A 23,585-nucleotide genomic window follows, 5' to 3' on the forward strand; every position below is an offset into this window, starting at 1 on the left:
GAAACGGGCCTTTCTTTTGGGAAAGGGGATGGAGAACCCCTTTTCCAGATATCAGGAGTGGTAAGCGGCTTCGCCGTGGGTTGCGAGGTCGAGACCTTCGCGTTCTGCTTCCACCGGAACTCTGAGGCCGACGATCACGTCAACGATCTTGTAGAGGATCGCCGAGACGATGGCGCACCAGACGATGGTGATGGCGACGGCGACGAACTGCGTCCAGACCTGCGAGGCAATGGAGAAGTCCGCCTTGCCGGTGCCGCCGAGCAGCGGCGAGGTAAAGATGCCGGTGCCGAGGGCGCCGATGATGCCGCCGATGCCGTGCACGCCGAAGACGTCGGCCGTGTCGTCATAACCGAACTTGTTCTTCACCACGGAGACGAAGAAGTAGCAGATCGGCGAGACGATGAGGCCGAGAACGATGGCACCCATCGGGCCGACAGAGCCGGCAGCAGGCGTGACGGCGACGAGGCCGGCGATCATGCCCGAAGCGGCGCCCAGCATGGAGGCCTTGCCGCGGGTGAAGCTTTCAACCAGCGACCAGGAAACGATGGCGGCAGCCGTTGCGAGGAAGGTGTTCATGGTTGCGAGAACCGCACCGCCGGATGCTTCGAGGTTGGAGCCGGCGTTGAAGCCGAACCAGCCGAACCACAGCATGGCTGCGCCGACCAGCGTCAGGGTCATGGAGTGGGGTGCCATCATGTCCTTGCCGAAGCCGGTGCGCTTGCCGACCATGATCGCGCCGATCAGACCTGCAATACCGGCATTGATGTGAACGACCGTGCCACCGGCGAAGTCGAGAGCGCCCATGCCGAAGATCAGGCCATTTGCGTCCCAGACCATGTGTGCAATCGGGAAGTAGACGAAGGTGGCCCACAGGATGGTGAAGAGGATGACGGCGGAGAACTTGACGCGTTCAGCAAACGCACCAACGATCAGCGCCGGTGTGATGGCCGCAAAGGTCATCTGGAAGGCGATGAAGGTATATTCGTAGATCACCACGCCTTCAGAGAAGGTTGCCGAGGTGCTGTCAAGCGAAACGCCCGACAGGAACAGCTTGCCGAAGCCGCCGAAATAGGGACCGGTGCTGCCGCCGAAGGCGAAGGAGTAACCGTAGATCACCCAGACGAGCATCATGACTGCGGCAACGACCGTGCACTGCATGAGAACGGAGAGCATGTTCTTGGTGCGGACAAGGCCGCCGTAAAACAGCGCCAGACCGGGAATGATCATGAACAGCACGAGGATCGTCGCGACATACATGAAGGCTGTGTCGGCTTTTTCCGGAATGGGTGCCGCTGCTGCTGCCGGCGCGGCATCCTGGGCAAAGGCGATGGCCGGGGCCATCAGGGCTGCCATACCGGCGCCCAGCTTGCCGAGTGTTGAAAACTTGTTGAATTGCATAGCGAGAAAACTCCCCTGTCAGCCGTGCTTCAAAGCGCTTCTGTGTTGGTTTCGCCGGTACGGATGCGCACGGCCTGTTCGATAGAGTAGACGAAGATCTTGCCGTCACCGATCTGCCCGGTCTTTGCCGCGGATGCGATCGCCTCGACAGCCTTGTCGACGACGTCGGATGCGACGGCGATCTCGATCTTCAGCTTGGGAAGGAAGCTCACCGCATATTCCGTGCCGCGATAAATCTCGGTATGCCCCTTCTGGCGTCCGTAACCCTTCACTTCGGTCACGGTCAGGCCCTGGATGCCGACGCCGGTGAGCGCTTCGCGCACCTCATCCAGCTTGAACGGCTTGATAATGGCCATCACAATTTTCATCTGGTTTCCCATCCTTTGTTTGTCCTCGGCACGGAGCCGACTCTCCTTGCCGCTGGCAGATCAGTAACAGCGACTGCGGACATACATTCAAAGGGCGTGCCAGTTTTGGATGGGGCATCTAACTTATTGAAATATAAAATTTATATGACATGCGTCTGAAAAACGGGCACGAAGACGCGCAATTTTCGTCTATTAAATGTGCGGTTTTTGAAAAAAGCACATTATTTAATCAGTTGCCCTTTTGCGGATCAGACCTTCCTGTGCCACGGATGCGACCAGTTCACCCTGTCTGGTGAAAATATTGCCACGGGTCAGGCCGCGGGCGCCTGAGGCGCTGGGGCTGTCCTGCGTATAGAGCAGCCAGTCGTCCAGCCGGCAGGGACGATGGAACCACATGGCATGATCGAGGCTCGCCACCTGAATGGATGGGTCGAAGATCGTCGTGCCATGGGCATAAAGCGAGGTGTCTAGCAGGGTCATGTCCGAGAGATAGGCGAGAATGGCCGATTGCAGGCGCGGATTGTCAGGCACGTCGCCAACGGCGCGGACCCAGATGTCCTGCTGCGGTTCCAGTTTTTCCTTCGAGATATAATGGGTCAGTGAAACCGGTCGTATCTCGATCGGCCGCTTGTTGCTCCAGTAGTTCCGGATCGAAGCCGGCGCCTTGGCCAGAAAGGCTGCCTGCATCTGCTCTTCACTCATCAGTTTTTCGGGCGGCGTCACATCAGGCATTTTTATCTGATGGGTAAAACCGTCCTCGAAGATCTGAAACGACGCCGACATGGAAAAAATCGCCTTGCCATGCTGGATGGCGACCACGCGGCGGGTGCAGAAGCTTGCGCCGTCGCGGATACGCTCCACCTGGTAGACGATAGGCACCAGCGGATCGCCGGGGCGCATGAAATAGGAGTGCAGCGAATGCACCTGGCGGTTATCATCCACCGTTCTTTGTGCCGCAATCAGGGCCTGAGCGATGACCTGGCCGCCGAAAACCCGCTGCCAGCCGATTTGCGGGCTTTCGCCGCGAAACAGGTTCTCTTCCAGCTTCTCGAGATCGAGCGTGGCGATGAGATTGACCATCGGGTCTGACGTTTGCGAGGGATGCGACATTTTTTCGACCTGCTCCGGCTGTAGGAAGATGTCACATGGTCTATAGTGCGGCTATGATGCGTGCACAAGATTTGAGGAGAAGCGCGATGCTGGACGTGGTGGTGGCAGGCGGCGGATATGTCGGCCTTTCGGTTGCTGTCGCAATCAAGCAGGCGGCCGGGCACCTCAATGTGCAGGTGATTGAGGCTGCTCCTGATGATGTGTGGAAGAAAGATGTGCGCGCCTCCGCCATTATTGCGGCGGCCACGCGCATGCTCGACGTCTTCGGCATATGGAGCGAAATCGAGCCTGAAGCGCAGCCCATCAACAGGATGATCGTCACCGATTCGAAGACTGCCGATCCGGTTCGCCCGGTGTTTCTGACCTTCGATGGAGCGGTGGAAGAGGGCAGGCCGTTTGCCCATATGGTTCCGAATGTTGCGATGGTCGGGGCGCTGAGGGGCCTGTGCGACCGCCTCGGCATCGAAATCCGCCACGGGCTCAGCGTTTCCGGCTTTACCGCGGGTGCGCAATCGACGGCAATCAGCCTTTCCGACGGCTCATCTGTCGACGCACGATTGTTGATTGCCTGCGACGGGGTTCGCTCAGCGCTGAGAGATATGGCCGGCATCAAGACCGTGCAATGGGATTATGACCAGGCCGGTATCGTCACCACTGTCGAACATGAGCGGCCACATGAGGGCTGCGCGGAAGAGCATTTCCTGCCGTCAGGACCTTTCGCCATCCTGCCGCTCAAGGGAAACCGGTCGTCGCTTGTCTGGACCGAACGCAAGGCTGATGCCGACAGGCTGGTGGCCTCCGATGATCTGGTGTTTGAGGAGGAACTCGAGCGCCGGTTCGGCCATAAGCTCGGATCTATCCGCCCCGTCGGGCCCCGCCGGGCCTTTCCCCTCGGCCTGACGCTGGCGCGCTCCTTCGTTGCCCCTCGTTTTGCGCTTGCCGGCGATGCGGCGCATGGCATTCACCCGATCTCGGGGCAGGGTCTCAATCTCGGCTTCAAGGACGTCGCGGCTCTCGCCGAAACCGTGGTTGAGGCCGATCGTCTTGGTCTCGATATAGGCTCTCTCAATGTTCTGGAGCGTTATCAGTCCTGGCGGCGTTTCGATACGCTGCGAATGGGCGTGACGACGGATGTGCTTAACCGGCTTTTCTCCAATGATGTCGGTCCCATCCGCATCATGCGCGATTTCGGTCTTGGCGTGGTCGATCGTTTGCCGGGTCTGAAATCCTATTTCATCGGTCAGGCAGCCGGCACGACGGATGCAAATGCGCCGCGCCTGCTTAGCGGCCAGACGCTCTGATCCAGCACCTTTCGCAGGTTCCAGATCGGCTTTTCCGCGATTGCCGCTTGACAGTCGATTCCGGTATTTTCTGTCTGAAGGTTTTGCCATAAAGCTGAATCCGGCCAAGGACTTATCCGGATTCATAATCTTGTATGGGCCGTGCTTTCACCAACCAGATGTTGCGGAGAACAAAAGCTGAATCACCGTGAGTCAGCGATTCGTATTCGATTCGTTCGCAGACTGTTCTTTGCCACGCCTGATTCCGTTTTCGCCGGATTCTTTTTTCTTGATTAACCGGCTGAATCTGCATGGAAAATTGCGGGAATGAGGCATCTTGCATCAGTTTGCAATCAAGGCCTATTGCCTTTGCCGACGGGCGTTGCCATGTGTGGTGCGCGTGTCCACGTCCATGATGGCGCAGGGCACGGCAAGCAGATGAAGTCGATTCGCGGATAGTACGTTGAATTTTCGCCCCATGATCCTGAGCGGCCGCGGTGTCACGGCCGTTCTCGGCCCCACCAATACCGGCAAGACCCACTACGCGATCGAGCGGATGGTCGCGCATGGCAGCGGTGTCATTGGCCTGCCGCTGCGTCTTCTGGCGCGCGAGGTTTATACCCGCCTGGTGGAGAAGGTGGGTGCGCCGAACGTGGCGCTGATTACCGGCGAAGAAAAAATATCTCCTCCCAAAGCCAAATATTCCGTCTGCACCGTGGAAGCCATGCCGCGCGAGACGACCGCCGCCTTTGTCGCGATCGACGAAGTTCAGCTCGCCGGCGATCTGGAGCGCGGCCATATCTTCACCGACCGCGTGCTGCATCTGCGCGGGCGGGAGGAAACACTGCTTCTGGGTGCCGGCACGATGCGCCCGATCCTTGAAAAGCTGCTGCCGGGAATTACGGTGGTCGAGCGGCCACGCCTGTCGCAGCTCTTTTATGCAGGGCAGAAAAAGATTACCCGCCTGCCGCAACGCACGGCAATCGTCGCGTTTTCGGCAGAAGAAGTTTATGCCATCGCCGAGCTGGTGCGCCGCCAGCGCGGCGGCGCGGCCGTGGTGATGGGCGCTCTCTCACCGCGTACGCGTAACGCCCAGGTCGGGCTCTACCAGTCCGGCGATGTTGAATATCTGGTGGCGACCGACGCCATCGGCATGGGTCTCAACCTCGATGTCGATCATGTCGCCTTTGCGCAGGACCGTAAATTCGACGGTTATCAGTTCCGCAATCTCAATCCCGGCGAAATCGGCCAGATCGCCGGCCGCGCCGGCCGCCATCTCCGCGATGGCACCTTCGGCGTAACGGGGCGCGTCGATCCGTTCGACGACGAGCTGGTGGAGCGGATCGAAACCCATCAATTCGATGCGGTGAAAGTGCTGCAATGGCGGACGAAAAATTTCGATTTTTCCTCCATCGCCAATCTGCGCCTGAGCCTTGATGCCGCTCCGACAATCCAGGGACTTTCCCGAGCCTTACCCGCCATCGACCAGCAGGCGCTGGAATATCTGTCGCGTTACCCCGAAATCATCGACGTGACGACGAGCGATGCGCGGGTGGAAAAACTCTGGGAGGCCTGCGCGCTTCCCGACTATCGCCGTATCGCGCCAGCCCAGCATGCCGACCTGATCTCGACGCTTTATTTCGACCTCGTGAAACGTGGTGCGGTGAACGAAGATTTCATGGCTGAGCAGGTGCGCCGCGCCGACCGCACGGATGGAGAGATCGATACATTGTCTGCGAGGATTGCGCAGATCAGAACATGGACTTATGTATCGAACCGCCCAGGATGGCTTGCCGATCCGACACACTGGCAAGAAAAGACGCGGGAAATCGAGGATCGATTGTCCGATGCGCTACATGAAAGGTTGACGAAACGCTTTGTTGATCGCAGGACATCTGTGCTCATGAGGCGCCTGAGAGAGAATGCGATGCTTGAAGCTGAAATCAGTGTAAATGGTGATGTCTTCGTAGAAGGACATCACGTCGGCCAATTGGCCGGATTCCGGTTCACGCCGGTGTCGGGAATGGAAGGGCCGGATCAGAAGGCCGTGCAAGGTGCGGCCCAGAAGGCGCTCGCTCTCGAATACGAGGCGCGTGCAGCGCGTCTGCATGCCAGTGGAAACGGCGATCTCGCTTTGAGCTCCGATGGTCTGGTTCGCTGGTTGGGCGAACCGGTGGCCCGCCTTTCGGCAGGTGATAACATCATGAAGCCGCGGGTGATCCTGCTGGCCGACGAACAGTTGAGCGGCAATGCCCGTGACCATGCGCTGGCGCGCGTCGAACGTTTCGTCAATCATCAGATTGCGACCGTGCTGAAGCCACTGGATGACATTTCGCGCGCCGAAGACCTTCAGGGTCTGGCGAAGGGTCTGGCGTTCCAGCTGGTCGAAAATCTTGGCGTTCTGTTCCGCCGTGACGTCACCGAAGACGTGAAGTCGCTGGATCAGGATGCACGTGCCTCCATGCGCCGCTACGGCGTGCGTTTCGGTGCCTATCACGTCTTCCTGCCTGCACTGCTGAAGCCGGCTCCGGCCGAGCTTGTCACGCTGCTCTGGGCGCTGAAGAATGACGGCCTCGGCAAGCCGGGTTATGGCGATCTCATTCCGGTTCTGGCCGCCGGCCGCACCTCGGTGGTGACCGATCCCGCTTTCGAGCGGATGTTCTACAAGCTTGCCGGTTTCCGTTTCCTTGGAAAGCGCGCCGTTCGTATCGACATTCTCGAGCGCCTGGCCGATCTCATCCGTCCGCTGTTGCAGTGGAAGCCCGGCCAGCAGCCGCGTCCGGAAGGCGCTTATGACGGCCGCCGTTTCACGACGACGACCGCGATGCTTTCCATTCTCGGCGCAACGCTTGACGACATGGAAGAGATCCTCAAGGGTCTTGGTTACCGCGCCGATCAGGTGACGGCGGAAGAGGCGCAGGCCTTCCTCGCCAATCAGGCCGGGGCTGCTGCTCCGGCCATTGCCGATCAGGTGACGGCAGACGAGGAAAGCGCTGAAACCGAGCAGGACGAGCCGGCTTCCGAAGAGCAGGCATCCGAGACGGTGGCTGTTGCGGAAGTCGAAGCCGCTGAAGAAGCGCCGGTTGCGGAAGCTGTCAGCGAGGAGGCTGCTGCTGGCGAAGCCGTACCCGCTGAAAGCGCTGAGGCAACCGAGCCGAAGCCCGTTCTTCTGTGGCGTCCTGGTGGCCGCAATGAAAACCAGCGCGGCGACAACCGTCGTCCCGGCAATCGCGGTCATGGTCGTGAACAGGGAGCTCGCGAGCAGGGTGAGCGTCGTGGCGAAGGCCGTCGTGACAATCGTGACGGTGCAAATCGTGACGGGGCAAATCGCGAAGCTACCAATCGCGGCGGTGAGGGCGAGCGCAAGCGTGATGGCGGACGCCCTGATCGCGGCAATCGCAATGATCGTCAGGATCGTGGCGAGCGCAAGGACAGGCCTGATCGTAACGACCGCGGCGGAAAGCCGCAGGGTCAGCAGCGGTTCGAAGCCAAGCCACCCCGCAAGGAGAAGCCGATCGATCCGGATTCGCCTTTCGCAAAGCTCGCTGCTCTCAAGGAGCAGCTGAAGAAGTAAGCCCATGGGGAGCAACGAACAGCCACTGGAGAGCGCGCGTCAGCGTCTGGACAAGTGGCTGTTCTTTGCCCGCATGGCCAAATCCCGTTCGCTTGCCCAGGGCTACGTCCAGTCGGGTCACGTCAAAGTCAACGGTGTCACTATTCGCCAACCCAGCCATACGGTAAAGGCGGGTGACAGGCTCGATATCGGTTTCGAGCGCATGGACAGGGTGCTGGTCGTAAAGTCCGGAGGGGCACGGCGCGGACCCTACGAAGAAGCAAAACTTCTCTATGACGATCTGACGCCGCCCCGCGACCCATCCGACCGGTTTAGTCCGCTGGAGCAGGCGATGCGTGAACCGGGCAGCGGTCGTCCGACAAAAAAAGAGCGCCGGGCGCTCGACAGGTTTCTGTCTGATAGTGACGGAAGCAAAGATTAGAATAAACCTCCCGGCCGGACCCGTTTTTCAGAATTGTTTATCCTTGCTATCTGAAGTCAAAGGCATTACGTCCTTTGCGAAATTGCCCTGTCTGAATTCCGGGCGTCGGCTTGTGTTCCGAAGCCCAAAGACCCGGTCTGCATATTCTGGAGTTCATCATGACATATGTCGTGACCGACAATTGCATCCGCTGCAAATACACCGATTGCGTTGAAGTCTGCCCCGTGGACTGCTTTTACGAGGGTGAAAATTTTCTCGCCATCAATCCTGACGAATGTATCGATTGCGGTGTGTGCGAACCGGAATGTCCCGCCGAGGCGATCAAGCCCGATACAGAGCCGGGTCTCGACAAATGGCTGACGCTCAATGCCGAATATGCGGCGATCTGGCCGAACATCACCATCAAGCGTGACCCGATGCCGGAAGCCAAGGAAATGGACGGCGTAGCAGGTAAGCTGGAGCTTTATTTCTCCGCCGAACCTGGACAGGGCGACTGATTTTTCAACGATACGGCGTCTTCTGCGCCGTTATTTTTAAAGCCCTCGCAGCCCAGGCGCGAGGGCTTTTTGCTGCACTTCAGCAGGTCATCCGCCGCGGCCCGATTGCAGGGTGGTCGACAGCAGCGTCAAAAGAGCCACGCTGTCTTCCAGGCTTTGCCGCTGGCGGCTTTGCAGTATGGCGGCCTGCAGACGGTTCATTTCGCGGGCGATCGCCGCTGGCTGCCATGTCCGCAACGCTCTTTCGATGATCGGCTTTCGGCGAAAATGGATGTGGCGTCCTAGTGTCTGCATCACCTGCCCGGCCTGCTGCTTTTTCTCGTCCATCTCCGCCCGCATCTGGTCGAGCAGCTGGAATTGCTTAAGGCACCCCTGAAGCACGAGGAAGATCGGCGTCTTCGATGCAACGATCTTCTGGGTGGCATAGAAAAAGGCGTTCCTGTCGCCTTTCAGGATGGCATCAACGGCATCGTCAGTGGAAACCGTGCTGGCATCGCCGATGATCGCCAGCACGTCTTCTTCTTCAATCACTTCCGCGCCACGGCAATAAAGTGCCAGCTTGCGAATTTCGTTGCGCGATGCGATGCGATCACCGCCCAGGGATTCGATCAGCCTTTGCCGTGCGGCGGGCGCGATGCGCAGATTGTCGCTGGAAAGCTCCTGATCGATCAATGCGTTCAACGATCGCGCATCGTCCGCATAACACGGGATCGCGGCGATTGAGCGCGCGGGCTCCGCGATCTTGCGCAGCCCCGTGCCCTTCTTGATATCGCCAGCCTCTATGATCAGGAAGCTTGCCTCAGGCGGTGTCTCGGCCAAAATCTGGAGAGCGTCCACCAGTGCTTTTTCCGCCGCCGCACCCTTTACCCAAACGAGTTTCTCACCACCGAAAAGGCCGATGGCGTTCACCTCATCGAGAAGGCGACCGGGATCGCCCTGCAGATCGGATGCGGTCAACTTCAGTGACGCGAAGGCGTCATCGGGATCGATGCCGGTCTTTTTGGCGATGAGGCTTGCCCGCTCCGACACAAGGCCGCGATCCGGACCATAGAGCACGAAAACGCGAAAGCGCTCCGCCGGATTTTCGGCGAAGCGCTCAAACTCATGCGATTTTATCTCCGCCACGGCCGCGCTTCTCAGCGGCCGAGGGTGGCGGCGATATCGGTGCGGATGATTTCAGCCAGTTCCCGGGCCGCCCGGTTTTCGGCGTCGCGGGTCGCCCTGATCTTGGCGAATTCCTGCTGCGGCAGGTCCACCTGCGCCGTCACGTTGCGGCGTGCGGAGCGCAGGATCTGGCCATCGGAAATACGCGTCAGGACATATTGACCGCTCATCACCACGCGGCCGGGATAAGGGCCGTCATAGTTGTTGTTGGTGCGGGTCGTCAGGTCGTAATTCTCGACCTCCGTGGAGGTGGCGCTCGAGCTTACGGAAATCTTGACATTATACTGCGCCGTGGCCGGTTCACCCGCGCCGCCGGCCATCAGGAAGATCAGCTGGTTGCGGACTTCCTGTCCAACCCTGCCACCAACCTCGGAGACACTGACGGCTGCCAGCCGCTCCTTGGTTCCGGAGGCCTCGCCATAAAGCGGGCGCACCTGGCAGCCCGCCAGAAGACCGGCCATCATCACGACGGAAATTGCTGCCGCGACGCGGCTCCATCTCGAAAAAACGTCAGACAACAATGTTCACAATCCTCTGCGGAACCACGATGACTTTCTTGGGCTCGCCACCGGCAAGAATAGATTTGACGGCATCCAGAGCAAGGGCAGCCGCACGGACCGCATCTTGATCCGCATCGCGCGCGATTGTCAATTCACCGCGCTTCTTGCCGTTGACCTGAACCGGCATGACCACGTCGTTTTCCTCGACCAGCGAGGCGACGAAGACCGGCCATGGCGTCTGGGCCACGAGACCCTCATTGCCCAGCGCCGACCAGCATTCTTCCGCCAGATGCGGTGTCATGGGGGCGATGATACGAATGAGGATTTCAACGGCGTCACGCGCCGCTGCCTTGGCGTCGTCAGACTTGCCGCCTGCTGCGACGTCCGCAAGCGGTCCAGCCAGGGCATTGACGAGCTCGTAGATGCGGGCGATCGCCTTGTTGAAGGCGAGCTTGTCCAGATCATCCTGAACGGCCTTCAGCGTCTTGTGGGCGGCCTTGGAGGCTGCCAATCCTTCGCCCTCGGTTGCCGGCTTCGGCTTGACGTTCTTCAGCTCCCCGGCAACTTCGCCGATGATGCGCCAGACGCGCTGGACGAAGCGGTTTGCACCCTCCACCCCGGCTTCGGACCAGATGACGTCGCGATCCGGCGGAGAGTCCGACAGAACGAAGAAACGTGCGGTATCCGCCCCATAGGATGCGATGATATCGTCCGGGTCGACCACGTTCTTCTTGGACTTCGACATCTTCTCGATGGAGCCGATCTTCACTTCCGCGCCGGAAGACAGGAGGAATGCCCGGCGTGCGCCGTCCGCCTCTTCGATGCGCAGGTCCGCGGGGGCTATCCATTCGCGGCTCATGCCTTCGCCGTGGCTATAGGTCTCGTGAACCACCATGCCCTGCGTGAACAGGCCCTTGAAGGGCTCCTTGACGCCGACATGGCCGGTCTCGCGCATGGCGCGGGTGAAGAAGCGCGAATAGAGCAGGTGCAGGATGGCATGCTCGATGCCGCCAATATATTGATCGACCGGCAGCCAGTGATTGGCAACTTTCGGGTCGGTCGGCTGGTCTTCCCACGGCGCTGTAAAGCGGGTGTAATACCAGCTGGAGTCGACGAAGGTGTCCATCGTGTCGGTTTCGCGCCGCGCGTCATGGCCGCATTGCGGGCAGGAAACGTGACGCCATGTGGGGTGGCGATCCAGCGGGTTGCCGGGCACGTCGAAAGTCACATCGTCGGGCAGCTTGACCGGCAGGTCCTTTTTCGGAACCGGAACCACGCCGCAGACTTCGCAGTGAATGACCGGGATCGGGCAACCCCAGTAACGCTGGCGGGAAATGCCCCAGTCGCGCAGGCGGAAATTGACCTTGCGTTCGGCCTGCGGTGCATTCCCCAGCATCTCGGCGGACAGCTTCTGCACGACGGCTTCGAAGGCGTCGGCCGTCTTCATGCCGTTCAGGAAGCCGGAATTGATCATCACGCCATCATCGGTGAAGGCGGTGTCTTCAACGGTAAAGCTTTCGGAGTCGGGACCTTCGGGTGCGACGACGGCCACGACCGGCAGGCCGTATTTGCGGGCGAAGTCCAGATCGCGCTGGTCACCCGAGGGGCAGCCGAAGATTGCGCCGGTGCCGTAATCCATCAAGACGAAATTGGCGACATAGACGGGCAGTTCCCAGCTGGGATCCAGCGGGTGAACGACCTTGACGCCGGTATCGATGCCCTTCTTTTCAGCGGTTTCAAGCGCTGCCAGAGAGGTGCCATGGCGGCGGCATTCGTCGCAGAACGCGGCAATATCAGGGTTGTTCGCCGACAGTTCCTTTGCCAGCGGATGGTCGGCGGCGATCGCCAGGAAGGAGGCGCCGAACAGGGTGTCGGGACGCGTTGTATAAACGGTGATGTCGGAAAAACCTTCCGGCGCCGTCTCAGTGACGGTCTGCCAGCGCAGCGACAGGCCTTCGGAACGGCCGATCCAGTTCTTCTGCATCAGGCGCACTTTTTCCGGCCACTGGTCCAGTTCATCCAGTTCGTCCAGCAGGTCCTGGCTGAAATCGGTGATGCGGAAGAACCATTGCGTCAGTTCGCGCTGTTCGACCAGCGCGCCGGAGCGCCAGCCGCGGCCGTCGATCACCTGCTCATTGGCCAGAACCGTGTGGTCGACCGGGTCCCAGTTGACCTTGGACTGCTTGCGGTAAACCAGGCCCTTTTCCATGAAATCGACAAACAGCGCCTGCTGACGATGGTAATATTCCACATCGCAGGTTGCGAATTCACGGGTCCAGTCCAGTGACAGGCCCATGGATTTCAGCTGGCCGCGCATGGTGGCGATGTTCTGGTAGGTCCAGTCCTTGGGGTGGACCTTGTTCTGCATGGCTGCGTTTTCCGCAGGCATGCCGAAGGCATCCCAGCCCATCGGGTGCAGAACGTTGAAGCCGCGCGCGCGCTTGTAACGCGCAACCACATCACCCATCGCGTAGTTGCGGACATGGCCCATATGGATGCGTCCCGAGGGATAGGGAAACATCTCCAGAACGTAATATTTCTCGCGCGGGTCGCTGTTATCGGTGACGAAAACCTTGTCTTCGTTCCATTTTTGCTGCCAGCGCGGCTCGGCGTCGCGAGGATTGTAACGTTCGATGGCCATTGTCTAAAATTCCGGGTATCGAGGGGAAAAATTTGCGCTGACCTTCACCATGAAACGACCGGGGCGTCAAGTTTGGCGGGGCATTCGGGCGTTCAATCTTGGTCAGCGTGCCTCAAATGGTGCTAAAGGTGCTTGGCATCAAGGTAATCGGCGTCTAGTTAGCGGTTCGAACGGTTTAAAAAGGTCTTGTGATGGAAATCGAAGCACGTCTTGAAGATGTCAGGCAGCGCATTGCGGATGTTGCGGAAAAATCCGGCCGCAAGGCGACGGATGTTGCCCTGGTTGCTGTCTCGAAGACATTCGACGCAGAAGCGATCCAGCCCATCATCGATGCCGGCCAGCGCGCGTTTGGCGAAAACCGCGTGCAGGAAGCACAGGGCAAGTGGCCTGCCCTCAAGGAGAAGACATCTGATATCGAGCTGCATCTGATCGGCCCGCTGCAATCCAACAAGGCGGCAGATGCGGTGGCGCTGTTTGACGTCGTGCAGAGTATCGACCGGGAAAAGATCGCCCGCGCGCTTGCCGAAGAATGTGCCAGACAGGACCGCAGCCTGCGATTTTATGTGCAGGTCAACACCGGCCTCGAGCCGCAGAAGACCGGCATCGATCCGCGTGAAACCGTTGCTTTCGTTGCTTTTTGCCGCGACGAGTTGAAATTGTCGGTCGAGGGATTGATGTGCATTCCGCCGGCAGAAGAAAATCCCGGGCCGCATTTTGCGCTTCTGGCCAAGCTTGCCGGGCAATGCGGCCTTGAGAAGCTTTCCATGGGCATGTCCGGCGATTTTGAAACCGCCGTCGAGTTCGGCGCCACCAGCGTTCGGGTGGGCTCGGCGATCTTCGGCAGCCGGTAAAATCCTTAAAAATAAAAAACCCGGCGCTGCGGCCGGGTTTCAAATGTCGGAAAGACTTCGATCAGTATTGATCGTCCTCGTCTTCGTCCTTCGGTGCAGACTTCAGCGAGGAGAGCTTCTTGAACACGGCGTCGGCGTCGATCTGCTCTTCTTCCTCACGCTGGAAGTTGTAATCCAGACCTTCCGTCGCCGTTGCCGGCTGCAGTGTGTTGCCAAGCTCTTCGGCTGTTGGCAGCGGACGGCCGCGCGAAGCGCGTTCGACTTCAAGGTCAAGATCGATCTGGCTGCAGAGGCCGAGCGTTACCGGATCCATCGGCGTCAGGTTGGCCGAGTTCCAATGGGTGCGGTCGCGAATCTGCTCGATGGTGGACTTGGTGGTGCCGACGAGACGCGAAATCTGTGCGTCCTTCAGTTCCGGATGGTTGCGAACCAGCCAGAGAATGGCGTTCGGACGGTCCTGGCGCTTGGAAACCGGCGTATAACGCGGGCCACGGCGCTTGGATTCCGGCACGCGCACCTTCGGCTCGGAAAGCTTGAGCTTGTGGTTGGGGTTGCCTTCGGCGCGGGCGATCTCGTCGCGGGAAAGCTGTCCCGTCGCGATCGGATCGAGACCCTTGATGCCCTGTGCGGCTTCACCGTCGGCAATCGCCTTGACTTCCAGCGGATGCAATTTGCAGAACGTGGCTATCTGGTCGAACGACAGCGCGGTGTTGTCAACCAGCCATACAGCAGTTGCCTTTGGCATGAGCAATTGTTGAGCCATAGATACAGTCCTTCTGTCCGTCCGCGCCGGTGTCGCGGGCGTGGTATCAACCACTGAATTTCCGGAATATGACGGCTCTATAGCGGCATTGCATCAGAATTGCAATTCTTTGTGAAACAAATGACCTTTGTCTAATTGCCGTGTGCATTTGAACTGCTATGAATTCAACACATGCCTGAGGTGGGAGTCTCAAGGCGCGCTCATAACAGGACATACTTGGTTTCAGGAGGAGTTTATGTCTGCCAAAATCTACCCGGTGCTCAAATCGGCGAAAGCCCGCACGCTCATCGACAATGAGCGGTACCAGAAATGGTATCAGGAGAGCGTCGAGGATCCGGAAAAATTCTGGGACAAGCACGGCCGGCGGATCGACTGGTTCAAGCCCTATACCAAGGTCAAGAACACCTCCTTCAAGGGACGTGTGCCGATCAAGTGGTTCGAGGATGGCCTGACGAACGTCTCCTACAACTGTATCGACAGGCATCTGAAGACGCATGGCGAGCGCACGGCGATCATCTGGGAAGGCGACAATCCCTATATCGACAAGAAGATCACCTATAACCAGCTCTATGATTATGTCTGCCGTCTGGCCAATGTGCTGAAGAAGCACGGCGTCAAGAAGGGTGACCGCGTCACCATCTACATGCCGATGATCCCCGAGGCGGCCTATGCCATGCTCGCCTGCGCCCGCATCGGTGCCGTGCATTCCGTCGTTTTTGGCGGCTTCTCGCCGGAAGCGCTGGCCGGCCGTATCGTCGACTGCGAATCAACCTTCGTCATCACCTGCGATGAAGGCGTGCGCGGCGGCAAGCCGATCCCGCTCAAGGAAAACACCGACAAGGCGATCGATATTGCCGCCAAGCAATATGTCATCGTCAACAAGGTTCTTGTCGTGCGCCGCACCGGCGGCAAGACCGGATGGGCGCCGGGCCGCGATATCTGGTACCATCAGGAAATCGCCACGGTGAAACCGGATTGCCCGCCGGCGAAGATGCGGGCGGAAGATCCACTGTTCATCCTCTACACATCGGGTTCCACCGGCAAGCCGAAGGGCGTTCTGCACACGACGGGTGGTTACCTCGTCTATACGTCGATGACGCATGAATATGTGTTCGACTACAAGGATGGCGAGGTCTTCTGGTGTACGGCGGATGTCGGCTGGGTTACCGGCCATTCCTACATCGTCTACGGGCCGCTTGCGAATTGTGCGACGACGCTGATGTTCGAAGGCGTTCCCAACTTCCCGGATCAGGGTCGTTTCTGGGAAGTCATCGACAAGCACAAGGTCAATATCTTCTATACCGCACCGACGGCGCTCCGGTCGCTGATGGGGGCGGGCGACCAGTTCGTCACGCGTTCGTCGCGAGAAAGCCTGCGGCTGCTTGGAACGGTCGGTGAGCCGATCAATCCGGAAGCGTGGGAGTGGTATTACCATGTGGTCGGCGAGGACAAGAGCCCGATCGTCGACACCTGGTGGCAGACGGAAACGGGTGGCATTCTGATATCGCCGTTGCCGGGTGCGACCGATCTGAAACCGGGTTCGGCGACGCGGCCATTCTTCGGCGTGCAGCCGCAGCTTGTCGATGCTGAAGGCAATGTGCTGGAAGGGCCGGCCGACGGCAATCTCTGCATCACCGACAGCTGGCCGGGCCAGTCACGGTCGGTTTATGGCGATCACCAGCGCTTTGTCGATACGTACTTCTCGACCTACAAGGGTAAGTATTTCACTGGCGATGGCTGCCGGCGTGACGAGGACGGTTATTACTGGATCACTGGTCGCGTCGATGACGTGCTGAACGTCTCCGGTCACCGTCTCGGCACGGCCGAAGTCGAATCCGCGCTGGTGTCGCATCACCTCGTTTCGGAAGCGGCCGTGGTCGGTTATCCGCACCCCATCAAGGGACAGGGCATTTATTGCTATGTCACGCTGATGGCGGGGCAGAATGGCGATTATGCGCTGCGCGAAGAGCTGGTGAAGCATGTGCGCAACGAGATCGGGCCGGTTGCAACGCCGGACAAGATCCAGTTCGCACCGGGCCTGCCCAAGACCCGCTCCGGCAAGATCATGCGTCGTATTCTGCGCAAGATCGCCGAGGATGATTTTGGTGCGCTGGGGGATACGTCGACGCTTGCCGATCCGGCAGTGGTGGAAGACCTCATCGCCAACCGTCAGAACCGCACGGCGTCCTGATTTTCTGGAAAGGCTGCTTCGGCGGCCTTTTTCTTTCCGCAAACGAAAACACCCGGAAGCGAACTTCCGGGTGTTTCTTATTCAGTACAGACAGGATTACTGGCCGCGGATTTTCTTCAGGTCGGCCAGAACGGCGTCAACAACGTCCGCACCGATTTCAGCCTTGTGCTTTTCGTAAACGACCATCGACTTCTCGCGGATACGCGCCTGCTCTTCCGGAGACAGCGAGTTGACCTCGAGACCGGCAGCCTTGATCTTTTCCAGCGACTTCTGGTTCAGTTCGCGGATGACCTTACGCTCTTCGTCGCGGCCGACGACTGCGCATTCACGCAGGGCCGTCTGCTCTTCGGGCGTGTAGCTGTCGAAAATCGGCTTGGAGAAGAGGAAGAGGAACGGCGTGTAAGCGTGGTTCGTCTCGGTGATGTACTTCTGCACCTCATAGAACTTGGAGGTGTCGATCGTCACATAGGGGTTTTCCTGCGCGTCGATCGCGTTGGTTTCAAGCGCCGAGAAGACTTCGCCGAAAGCCATCGGCGTCGCGTTGGCGCCGAGGTTCTGGAAGGTGTCGAGGAAGATGTTGTTCTGCATCACGCGGACCTTGAGGCCCGAGAAATCTTCCCACTTGTTCACGGCATGCTTGGAGTTCGACAGGTTGCGGAAGCCGTTTTCCCAGTAGGCCAGGTTTACGAGGCCCTGTTCTTCCAGCTTCTTGTTCATCATGTCGCCAAAAGCGCCGTCCATGACCGCGTCAGCTTCCTTGTCGTTCGCAAAGAGGAACGGCAGGTCGAAGACGCCGAGCGACGGGATGAGACCGACGAGCGGCGACGAGGACGTCACGACGGCTTCCTGAACGCCGGAGCGCAGGGCCTGTGTTGCCTGAAGGTCACCGCCGAGAGCGCCGCCCCAGAATGCCGTCAGCTTCAGCTTGCCGCCCGACTTGTCGTCGAGGCAGGCCTGCATTGCCTTGATGCCGTTGCCGACCGGGTGATCCTGGTTGATGCCGTTCGAAACACGGATGTTACGGCTATTGAATTCGGCCATTGCCGGCGCAGCGGCGCCTACGGCGAAAGCGATGGCCGTGGTGGTCAGAAGAAGCTTTCTCATAATATCCTCCCTTGGATTGTGTTCGAGAAATTAACGAAGGTACTGCAACGGAACCATGACGATGTCGGGGAAAATCACCAGCAGCGCCAGGACGATGGTTTCGGCAACGAGGAACGGCCAGACGCCGATCGTGACCTTGCCGAGCGGGATGCGGCCGACGCCGCTGACGACGTTGAGAACCACGCCGACCGGAGGGGTAATCAGGCCGATGGCGTTGTTGATGATGAAGAGAACGCCGAAATAGACCGGGTCGATGCCCGCCTGCTTGATGATGGGCATCAGAACAGGCGTGAGGATCAGGATGGTCGGCGTCAGGTCGAGCGCGGTGCCGACGATGAAGACCAGTACCATGATGACGACCATCAGCAGCATCGGACGATCGATCAGCGGCTCGATATAGCTTGCGACTTCGTTCGGAATGTTCGCTGCCGTGATGAGCCATGCCGAGACGAGCGCTGCGCAGACGAGGAACATGATGATCGAGGTGCTCTTGGCGGCGCGCAGAAGCACATGGAAGAGATCCGCCGGCTTCAGTTCGCGGTAGATCACCATGCCGACGAAAAGCGCGTAGGCGGCGGCCACGACGGCGGCTTCCGTCGGCGTCATGATGCCGGCCTTGATGCCGCCCAGAATGATGACGGGCATGCCCAGCGCCCAGCCGGCACGTGCGGTGGCGATGAGGCGTTCCTTGGCGGTGGTTTTCGGCAGCGGCTTGATGTTGTCCTTGCGCACCACGATCAGCCAGGCGACGATCAGCGAAATGCCCATCAGAATGCCGGGAACGATACCTGCAAGGAACAGCTGGGTGATCGAGACGTTGGCGGCGACACCGAAAACGATGAAGGCCATGGACGGCGGAATGACCGGGGCGATGATGCCGCCTGCGGCGATGAGACCACCGGAGCGCGGAATATTGTACCCGGCCTTGGCCATCATTGGGATGAGGATTGCGGCAAGAGCTGCGGTATCAGCTGCTGCCGAACCGGAGATGCTGGCCATGATGATGGCTGCGACGATGGCAACGATGCCGAGGCCGCCCCTGATATGGCCGACGCAGGCAATAGCGAAATCAATGATGCGGCGCGACAGGCCGCCGGAATTCATCAGTTCGCCAGCCAGAATGAAGAAGGGAATGGCGAGCAGCGTGAAGGTGTCGGCGCCCGAAATCATGTTCTGGGCGATGATCGCGGTGTTGAACATGCCCATGTACCACATGAGCACGACGCCGCAGAACATCAGCGAGAAAGCGACGGGAACGCCAATCGCCATGGCTCCCAGAAGAGAGCCGATAAAAACGAGAAGGGTCATGGTATCAGCGCTCCGAAAGCTGTTCGATCGTCAGGTTCTCGCCCGCAAACTGGGCGATTTCGTCTTCTGTGACGCGGCCCGTCAAAAGACGGTACAGGCGTTCCAGTGCGATGATGAACATCAGGCCGCCGGTGAACATGCCGATGCCATAGACCCAGATCATCGACAGCTTGGTAACCGGCGCATGCATGCTGGCATTGATGCCGGACTGCTTCCAGGTTCCCCAGAAGAAGATGGCGGAACAGGCCAGAATGATGATGTTCGACGCAATCATGCAGACGATGCGGGCACGGCGGGAGAGGAACATCACGAGCGTTTCGATGCCCATGTGACTGTTCTCGCGAAATGTCAGCACGGCGCCGATGAAGGTCAGCCAGACGAAGAAATAACGCGACAGTTCTTCCGAGACGTTGATGCCGGAATTCATCGTGTAACGCATGACGACGTTGACGAAGACCATGATCGACATGCCGGCGAGCAGCAGGACGAGAATGATTTCGAGAATCCGGTAAAAGAGATTGATGGTCTTTGGCATTTTCCCCTCCCGAAGAAACATCTGGAGCATTTTCGGCGAAGGATCGCCGTCAATGCGCCACCTATTGGTTTTCGCAATTCCCGACGCAAAACCGCGATGCGGTTTTGCTGAATTGCTTAGAGCAACCCACGTTTCGCCAGGTTGCGCATCAGGGCCACGGTGCCGAATGTCCATTCAGGGCATTCATCAGTCGTCGTGACCCAGTTGATCAACTTGCCGAGCTTGGGCGTGGAGATTTCGACACGGTCGCCCTTGGCGTGGGTGAAGCCGAGACCCGGGCCATGGCGGTCCTTGACCGGCGCGAACATCGTGCCAAGGAAAAAGACGGCGCCATCTGGATATTGATGGTTGCGGTTCAAGAGCTGGGACGCGAGGTTTTCCGGCGTGCGGCTGATTGCCTGCATCGCGCTGACGCCCGTCATGGTGAAACCGTCTTCGCCTTCGACCAGAAGCGAGATCTGCGACTGCTTCACGTCTTCAATTGTGAAGTTGCCGTCGAACAGGCGGATGAAAGGCCCGATCGCGCAGGAAGCATTGTTGTCCTTCGCCTTGCTGAGGAGCAGGGCGGAGCGGCCTTCGAAATCACGCAGGTTGACGTCGTTGCCGAGTGTTGCGCCGACAATGCGGCCGTCGGAGGCGATGGCGAGCACCACTTCCGGCTCCGGGTTGTTCCATTGCGATTTCGGGTGAACGCCGATCAGTGCGCCGCAGCCGACCGAGGCCATGGCCTGCGCCTTGGAGAATATTTCCGCATCCGGGCCGATACCCACTTCCAGATATTGCGACCAGAGGCCCATTTCCTGGAGCAGTTTCTTGACCTCGGCGGCCTTTTCGGAGCCGGCCTCAAGTCCTCGCAGATTGTCGCCGAGAACCGGCGCCAGCCGTCCGCGGATTTCCTGGGCGCGAAGCGGGTCGCCCTTGGCCTGCTCTTCGATCACGCGTTCCAGCATGCTGTCGGCGAAGGTAACGCCGGCGGCCTTGACGGCCTGAATGTCGTTGGGCGCAAGAAGTTCGCCGGCGGAGCCGTCCAGAAAAGCTTCGAACGCACCGAGCGCCACGAACGTACCGGTGTCGGCAAGCCGCGCCACCAGATCCGTCTTTTCCAGAAGTTCCGACATGGTAGGGGAGATGGAGGTGAGGTCATAAAGCACGCCGCCCTTGAGCAGGACGGGGCAGGGGCCGCCTTCGCTTTTCGACCAGACGCGGCCGACGAGCAAAGCGTTTTCATAATCCTCAGGCAAAATTGCGGTAGCGTCGATGGACCTTGCGCCGGTCATATATGTCCTCCCCTTTCAGCCTTCCGACAGGCCGCCTCCTGCGGTCTTATTGTCTGGATGTCTGACAACCTAATCTTATTCTTCTTAGTATGACTTTTCCAACGAGTCTAGCGGTCTCGCCGACAAAATTATCGTCTTTTGTTGCTGGATATCCGCAAAGCCTGGAAACCTGTCCTATAGCTTTACGGTTCACGCATTTATTCTTCTCTTCAGAAGATATCCAGTTCGAGATTGACCCGGCTTGCGGCACCGATCAGGTGCTTGCGCATGGCGTTTTTGGCGGCAGTTGCATCGGCCTTCTCGACGGCTTCATAGATTGCCACATGTTCGGCGATGGTCACCTCGAGAATCTCACCAAAAACCGCGCGGGAGAAGGCGATGTTGATGGCCGAGCTGATGCGTTCCGCGATGAAGCCGAGGAACATCAGGAAATATTCGTTCTGGGTTGCCTCCGCCAGAATGCGGTGAAAATCGAGATCGGCGGCAACGCCTTCCGTCGACCAGTCGTCAGCGGTCTTCATCTTTTCCAGCGCCGCCGCCAGCCGCGCCAGCTGCTGCGGGCTGCGGTGCAATGCTGCGAGCCCTGCCGCCTCGATTTCGAGCGGCATGCGAAGCTGGAAGAGATCGCGGAAGTTCTCCGGGTCGTTGAGACGGGAGCGCTCAATGCGGATGGACAGCCTCTGCCGGGGATCGGTGACGAATGCACCCACGCCCTGGCGGGTTTCGACGAAACCTTCATTGCGCAACTGCGCGATCGCTTCGCGAATGACCGAGCGGCTGACGCCGAAGGTTTTCGCCAGAACATGTTCCGTCGGCAGCCTGTCTCCCGGCCCGAGCTTCGAATCATTGATCTCGCGTGCGATCTCTGCGGCGATCCGGCCGGGCAGATGGTCGTTGCGATGTATCTGATTGAACTCCAGCGTCATGATTGCTCCCGTTCCGCAGAAACGATTGGTTCATTTTACCCGCTGCAGGCGACTTCCTCCTTCGCCGTCAGCGGGTTTTAAAGGGCGGCGAATTCAGCCGCCCTCGCCATTCTTCGATTAGCTATCCGGTTGCAGGCTTATCTGGCAACCGGGATTCATCCGCAAATCGGGGTCGAAGGCATTTTTCAAACTCATGATCATCCGGCGCTGCACATCCGATAGCCGGCTTTCGAAATCGGAGCGTTTCAGGCGGCCGATGCCGTGTTCGGCGCTGATGCTGCCGACGTAACGGTCGAGGACCTCGTTAACGAGTGTCTTGGACTTGTAGATGAACGCCTCACGCTCCTCCGGTGTCGCACCATTGGGCGGCAGGACGTTGAGATGGACGTTGCCGTCGCCGACATGGCCATAGGAAACAGCAAGGCATTCCGGCAGTTTTTCCGCAAGTTCGGCTTCCGCCTCGGCCACGAAAGCCGAAAGTTTCGAAAGCGGCACCGAAATGTCGGTACGCATATGGCTGCCGCGCAGCGCCTGACCCTCGTTCATGCCCTCACGGAACAGCCACAACGACTGCGCCTGCGCCCGCGAGGAGGCGATGACGCCGTCCAGTACCAGACCGTCTTCCATGACGCCCTCAAGGAAGCGGCCCATCAGATCGGCGGTATCCACCAGACCGGAGCCGGAAATTTCCATCAGTACATAGGCCGGGTAATCGCCGGCGATCGGCATCTTGAGGTCGGGGATTGCCTCGATCGCCAGTGTGAAGGCCACCGGCGGCATGAATTCGAAGGCGGACATCAGGTCGCAGCATTCGCGGCGGGCGCGGCGGTAAAGCTTGATGGCATCGTCAAGCGAATTGAGGCCGAGCAGCGCCGTCTCGACATGTTCAGGATTGGGGTAAAGCTTGACGGCAACGGCGGTGATGATGCCGAGCGTTCCTTCCGCGCCGATGAAAAGCTGCTTCAGATCGATACCGCGATTGTCCTTGCGCAGCGTCGACAGGCCGTTCCAGATGGTGCCATCCGGCAGGACGACTTCGAGACCCAGAACCAGCTCGCGGGTCATGCCGTAACGCAGGACATTAATGCCGCCAGCATTGGTGGAGACGTTGCCGCCGATGCGGCAGCTGCCTTGCGCGCCGAGCGACAGCGGGAAAAACATGCCCTTATCCTCAACCGCATCCTTGAATTCCGAGAGAATGCAGCCGGCTTCCACGACGGCCGAAAAATCGTCGCTGTCTATGGTGCGGATAGCGTTCATGCGCTCGAGGCTCAGCACGACCTGATGTTTCGGGGCATCGGGAATGCCGCCGAGTACCAGCCCTGTGTTGCCGCCCTGGGGGATGATGGCGAGGCCGAGTTCGGCGCAGGCGCGCACCGTGTCGGACACTTCCTGTGTAGAACGAGGGCGGATGACAGCCACGGCCGAACTGGTGACATCCCCGTGCCAGTCGCGGCAATAGCGCAGCATGTCTTCCTGCGATGTCAGCAGCAGGGCTTCGCCAAGCCTGTTCTTCAGCGAGAACCGCAATTCCTCGATATCGTGTTCACTCACGATCGTCATTCCACCCTCTCCGTCCAATCCGCCCTAAAATATGAAGGCAAGGGTTTGTGGCCTTGCTTTTGCCGGCGCCCCTGCTTTTGTTAGTTTGTGAAAAAATACTATTTTCAATCGGAT

Annotated in this window: 19 protein-coding genes; 6 read left to right on the forward strand and 13 right to left on the reverse strand. The window is 59.2% G+C overall.

The annotated features are described in order from the left end of the window. Positions 1-51: 51 nt before the first annotated feature. From EXN68_RS18155 to tesB, 3 genes are all read right to left on the reverse strand, one after another. Positions 52-1,398, reverse strand: a complete 1,347-nt coding sequence (locus EXN68_RS18155) for an ammonium transporter (RefSeq protein WP_142842185.1) — start codon at positions 1,396-1,398, stop codon at positions 52-54. A 29-nt stretch (positions 1,399-1,427) separates the two neighbouring features. Beyond that, entirely contained in the window at positions 1,428-1,778 is a 351-nt protein-coding gene (locus EXN68_RS18160) for a P-II family nitrogen regulator (RefSeq protein ID WP_019565993.1), read from the reverse strand. A gap of 213 nt (positions 1,779-1,991) precedes the next feature. Further along, on the reverse strand, positions 1,992-2,876 hold the full coding sequence (tesB, locus tag EXN68_RS18165; RefSeq protein ID WP_142842186.1) for an acyl-CoA thioesterase II: 885 nt from the start codon (positions 2,874-2,876) through the stop codon (positions 1,992-1,994). Between the two features lie 56 nt (positions 2,877-2,932). Between tesB and EXN68_RS18170 the strand changes: the two genes are divergently transcribed. The 4 genes from EXN68_RS18170 (at position 2,933) to fdxA (ending at position 8,648) form a co-directional block, all read left to right on the forward strand. Next, complete coding sequence (locus EXN68_RS18170; protein WP_142842379.1) at positions 2,933-4,177, forward strand: ubiquinone biosynthesis hydroxylase; 1,245 nt, start codon at positions 2,933-2,935, stop codon at positions 4,175-4,177. Positions 4,178-4,634: 457 nt separating this feature from the next. Next, positions 4,635-7,730 (forward strand): helicase-related protein, encoded by a 3,096-nt coding sequence (locus EXN68_RS18180; protein WP_142842187.1) that lies wholly within the window; start codon positions 4,635-4,637, stop codon positions 7,728-7,730. A gap of 4 nt (positions 7,731-7,734) precedes the next feature. Continuing rightward, positions 7,735-8,151, forward strand: coding sequence for an RNA-binding S4 domain-containing protein (locus EXN68_RS18185; RefSeq protein WP_142842188.1), 417 nt, complete (start codon positions 7,735-7,737; stop codon positions 8,149-8,151). Between the two features lie 158 nt (positions 8,152-8,309). Continuing rightward, a complete protein-coding gene (gene fdxA / locus EXN68_RS18190) occupies positions 8,310-8,648 on the forward strand; it encodes a ferredoxin FdxA (protein WP_142842189.1) in 339 nt (112 codons plus the stop codon). Positions 8,649-8,735: 87 nt separating this feature from the next. Here the strand turns inward: fdxA and holA are convergent, their stop codons facing one another. From holA to leuS, 3 genes are read right to left on the reverse strand one after another with little or no spacing between them, the layout of a single operon-like run. Beyond that, on the reverse strand, positions 8,736-9,773 hold the full coding sequence (gene holA, locus EXN68_RS18195; RefSeq protein WP_142842190.1) for a DNA polymerase III subunit delta: 1,038 nt from the start codon (positions 9,771-9,773) through the stop codon (positions 8,736-8,738). Positions 9,774-9,784: 11 nt separating this feature from the next. Beyond that, positions 9,785-10,330, reverse strand: coding sequence for an LPS assembly lipoprotein LptE (locus tag EXN68_RS18200; protein WP_161991384.1), 546 nt, complete (start codon positions 10,328-10,330; stop codon positions 9,785-9,787). Continuing rightward, positions 10,323-12,953, reverse strand: a complete 2,631-nt coding sequence (gene leuS / locus EXN68_RS18205) for a leucine--tRNA ligase (RefSeq protein ID WP_142842191.1) — start codon at positions 12,951-12,953, stop codon at positions 10,323-10,325. Before leuS ends, EXN68_RS18200 begins: the two co-directional genes overlap by 8 nt. 191 nt (positions 12,954-13,144) lie before the next feature. Between leuS and EXN68_RS18210 the strand changes: the two genes are divergently transcribed. After that, a complete protein-coding gene (locus EXN68_RS18210) occupies positions 13,145-13,804 on the forward strand; it encodes a YggS family pyridoxal phosphate-dependent enzyme (protein WP_161991385.1) in 660 nt (219 codons plus the stop codon). 61 nt (positions 13,805-13,865) lie between these two features. Here the strand turns inward: EXN68_RS18210 and EXN68_RS18215 are convergent, their stop codons facing one another. Then, on the reverse strand, positions 13,866-14,567 hold the full coding sequence (locus EXN68_RS18215) for a DUF1013 domain-containing protein (RefSeq protein ID WP_046799628.1): 702 nt from the start codon (positions 14,565-14,567) through the stop codon (positions 13,866-13,868). 235 nt (positions 14,568-14,802) lie between these two features. Here EXN68_RS18215 and acs point away from each other — a divergent pair, with 235 nt between their 5' ends. After that, entirely contained in the window at positions 14,803-16,758 is a 1,956-nt protein-coding gene (acs, locus tag EXN68_RS18220) for an acetate--CoA ligase (protein WP_142842193.1), read from the forward strand. A gap of 96 nt (positions 16,759-16,854) precedes the next feature. Here acs and EXN68_RS18225 read toward each other — a convergent pair whose 3' ends face one another. From EXN68_RS18225 to EXN68_RS18250, 6 genes are all read right to left on the reverse strand, one after another. Further along, positions 16,855-17,862 (reverse strand): TRAP transporter substrate-binding protein, encoded by a 1,008-nt coding sequence (locus tag EXN68_RS18225; RefSeq protein ID WP_046799626.1) that lies wholly within the window; start codon positions 17,860-17,862, stop codon positions 16,855-16,857. 30 nt (positions 17,863-17,892) lie between these two features. After that, entirely contained in the window at positions 17,893-19,170 is a 1,278-nt protein-coding gene (locus EXN68_RS18230; RefSeq protein WP_142842194.1) for a TRAP transporter large permease, read from the reverse strand. A 4-nt stretch (positions 19,171-19,174) separates the two neighbouring features. Beyond that, on the reverse strand, positions 19,175-19,705 hold the full coding sequence (locus EXN68_RS18235) for a TRAP transporter small permease (protein WP_142842195.1): 531 nt from the start codon (positions 19,703-19,705) through the stop codon (positions 19,175-19,177). Positions 19,706-19,821: 116 nt separating this feature from the next. After that, complete coding sequence (locus EXN68_RS18240; RefSeq protein ID WP_142842196.1) at positions 19,822-20,982, reverse strand: fumarylacetoacetate hydrolase family protein; 1,161 nt, start codon at positions 20,980-20,982, stop codon at positions 19,822-19,824. A gap of 209 nt (positions 20,983-21,191) precedes the next feature. Further along, positions 21,192-21,908 (reverse strand): FadR/GntR family transcriptional regulator, encoded by a 717-nt coding sequence (locus tag EXN68_RS18245; protein WP_142842197.1) that lies wholly within the window; start codon positions 21,906-21,908, stop codon positions 21,192-21,194. Between the two features lie 117 nt (positions 21,909-22,025). After that, the gene (locus tag EXN68_RS18250; RefSeq protein ID WP_142842199.1) at positions 22,026-23,471 is read right to left on the reverse strand and encodes an FAD-binding oxidoreductase; all 1,446 of its coding nucleotides are present in this window, start codon (positions 23,469-23,471) and stop codon (positions 22,026-22,028) included. Between the last annotated feature and the right edge of the window lie 114 nt (positions 23,472-23,585).

Origin of the sequence: Martinezella rhizogenes, assembly GCF_007002745.1 — a bacterium.
Taxonomy (GTDB): domain Bacteria; phylum Pseudomonadota; class Alphaproteobacteria; order Rhizobiales; family Rhizobiaceae; genus Agrobacterium; species Agrobacterium cucumeris.

Bases quoted from the DNA above. Each gene is read 5' to 3' on its own strand.
- EXN68_RS18155 (WP_142842185.1), bottom strand. From the start codon at position 1,398: ATGCAATTCAACAAGTTTTCAACACTCGGCAAGCTGGGCGCCGGTATG.
- EXN68_RS18160 (WP_019565993.1), bottom strand. From the start codon at position 1,778: ATGGGAAACCAGATGAAAATTGTGATGGCCATTATCAAGCCGTTCAAG.
- tesB (WP_142842186.1), bottom strand. From the start codon at position 2,876: ATGTCGCATCCCTCGCAAACGTCAGACCCGATGGTCAATCTCATCGCC.
- EXN68_RS18170 (WP_142842379.1), top strand. From the start codon at position 2,933: ATGCGTGCACAAGATTTGAGGAGAAGCGCGATGCTGGACGTGGTGGTG.
- EXN68_RS18180 (WP_142842187.1), top strand. From the start codon at position 4,635: ATGATCCTGAGCGGCCGCGGTGTCACGGCCGTTCTCGGCCCCACCAAT.
- EXN68_RS18185 (WP_142842188.1), top strand. From the start codon at position 7,735: ATGGGGAGCAACGAACAGCCACTGGAGAGCGCGCGTCAGCGTCTGGAC.
- fdxA (WP_142842189.1), top strand. From the start codon at position 8,310: ATGACATATGTCGTGACCGACAATTGCATCCGCTGCAAATACACCGAT.
- leuS (WP_142842191.1), bottom strand. From the start codon at position 12,953: ATGGCCATCGAACGTTACAATCCTCGCGACGCCGAGCCGCGCTGGCAG.
- EXN68_RS18210 (WP_161991385.1), top strand. From the start codon at position 13,145: ATGGAAATCGAAGCACGTCTTGAAGATGTCAGGCAGCGCATTGCGGAT.
- EXN68_RS18215 (WP_046799628.1), bottom strand. From the start codon at position 14,567: ATGGCTCAACAATTGCTCATGCCAAAGGCAACTGCTGTATGGCTGGTT.
- acs (WP_142842193.1), top strand. From the start codon at position 14,803: ATGTCTGCCAAAATCTACCCGGTGCTCAAATCGGCGAAAGCCCGCACG.
- EXN68_RS18225 (WP_046799626.1), bottom strand. From the start codon at position 17,862: ATGAGAAAGCTTCTTCTGACCACCACGGCCATCGCTTTCGCCGTAGGC.
- EXN68_RS18230 (WP_142842194.1), bottom strand. From the start codon at position 19,170: ATGACCCTTCTCGTTTTTATCGGCTCTCTTCTGGGAGCCATGGCGATT.
- EXN68_RS18235 (WP_142842195.1), bottom strand. From the start codon at position 19,705: ATGCCAAAGACCATCAATCTCTTTTACCGGATTCTCGAAATCATTCTC.
- EXN68_RS18240 (WP_142842196.1), bottom strand. From the start codon at position 20,982: ATGACCGGCGCAAGGTCCATCGACGCTACCGCAATTTTGCCTGAGGAT.
- EXN68_RS18245 (WP_142842197.1), bottom strand. From the start codon at position 21,908: ATGACGCTGGAGTTCAATCAGATACATCGCAACGACCATCTGCCCGGC.
- EXN68_RS18250 (WP_142842199.1), bottom strand. From the start codon at position 23,471: ATGACGATCGTGAGTGAACACGATATCGAGGAATTGCGGTTCTCGCTG.